This is a genomic window from Pseudanabaena biceps PCC 7429, from assembly GCF_000332215.1.
Lineage (GTDB): Bacteria > Cyanobacteriota > Cyanobacteriia > Pseudanabaenales > Pseudanabaenaceae > Pseudanabaena > Pseudanabaena biceps.
Genome location: NZ_ALWB01000438.1, coordinates 1 through 1,678, shown reverse-complemented (window position 1 = coordinate 1,678; position 1,678 = coordinate 1). Strand labels below are relative to the sequence as shown.

Sequence of the window (1,678 nt, the reverse complement as noted above, 5' to 3'; positions counted from 1 at the left end):
CTGCGGTGCACGCGCAGCGTGCACCGCAGGTTTTGGAATTTTATATTTAATTAAGCCCACTTACTTAGCAATCCTATTTCACTTAAAGCAATTTTCGATCAAAAGAACCACCAGAAATTTTTTGCAAGTGTTGCGAAGCAACACTTGCAAAAAATTTCTGGGTTTGGATTTGAGCGCAAAGCGCTGTAAGAGAGCAATAGGGCTTCGACTATGCTCATTCAACATATACCGACGGCTGAGCGCAGTCGAAACCTCTCTCAACTCATTTAGAATTGCTAATGTAGTTAGGCATAATTAAAACCCAAAACCAGAGAGCATACCGCCCGCTACGCGGGCGGTATGCTCTTCTAGGTTTTAAGTTTACTTATGCCTAGCTACTTAAAGATTTATTTTTGCACCTAGCAACTTGACACCTAGCAACTTGACACCTAGCAACTTGACACCTAGCAACTTGACACCTAGCAACTTGATGAGAGGGCAAAGCACTGTAATCTAGCCTGTGACGAGATGGAAACTCTATACTAAAGAGCAGCTATAAGGAGCAAGACTCATGTTGCAAATTCGATTGGGCTTAATGGCTGCAATGGCAAGCCTTACAATGCTTGGATGCTCTAATCAGGATGCATCAAATTCTTCGTCTTCCCCAAGTAATGCCCAGACTCCCACTAATTCTAAGTCCGTAGCGGCATCTCCGACTAAATCTCCAGAAACACAAAAGCCGATCGCTGAGACCCCAAATAATACGCCACCAAAAGCGATCGCCGTTGGTGATATCAAAGATCTAGAAGACAATAGCGTTTGCGGTAAATCGAAAGTTACCTATGCTTACGGCGAGACTTCTAATTATCGAATATATATTTGTGCCGATGCCAAAGAACCCGATCGCCCACGTTATTATGTCAGCCGTAACAAAGATGGGAGTGGCGGTTTAAACCTAGAAGCGACAAATTATAACCCTCAAAAAGAGGGGGCAATTGAGTTTAATAATGATGGCTACATATATACACTCGAAGCCCCAACCACCCAAAATCCTGAGCCTGTGATGCGGGTAACTTTCCCCAGTCGCAAACTAACAGAAGAGCAATTACTTAGATATCTTGCGCGAAATAATACAAAGCCCGCTGGATCGAATGCTAGTTCTGAACCATTGCAATATGTATTACAAAATCGCGAACGCCTTGGAATTTGTAAAGATAGTTTTCAAGATGGGGATACACAAAAAGGGATGGGTTCTAAAGCTTTCCCCATCTCAGACAAAAAATATTTAGTCCAAATTCAATGCTCGCTCGCCGCCTATCAAGGGGTTTTTGAATATGTCCTATGGAGTGATGAGTCGCCAAAACCAAGGATTGTTTCCCTTGACTTTGATATTTTCCAAGAGCCTAAAAATGGCGAAAAGCCTAAACGAGTTACCGAACGGGCGATTGTGGGAATGCCTCGGCTTAATCTACGATCGCAGACCATGACCAATTTCACTAAGTTTCGTGGTGTTGGCGATTGTGGCTCATCAGCGATTTATAAACTAGAAGGCGATCGCATGGTTTTACAAGAATATCGAGCTAAATATGCCTGTGATGGCAAATATGTCCCCGATTTTCCAATTATCTACCCTTAATAAATACCTCAGTATAATTAAAATCCATATCTAAAACCTGCGGCGCACGCTGCGCGTGCGCCA

Annotated in this window: 1 protein-coding gene; it reads left to right on the top strand. The window is 43.1% G+C overall.

Features of this window, described 5'->3' with window-relative positions:
• The first annotated feature begins 550 nt into the window (after positions 1-550).
• Positions 551-1,615 carry a DUF1176 domain-containing protein gene (locus PSE7429_RS22985; RefSeq protein ID WP_009629814.1) on the top strand — a complete coding sequence of 355 codons (1,065 nt, stop codon included), beginning with the start codon at positions 551-553 and terminating at the stop codon, positions 1,613-1,615.
• Positions 1,616-1,678: the final 63 nt, after the last annotated feature.

Excerpts from the sequence above, each read along its gene's own strand:
- PSE7429_RS22985 (WP_009629814.1), top strand. The coding sequence starts at position 551 with ATGTTGCAAATTCGATTGGGCTTAATGGCTGCAATGGCAAGCCTTACA.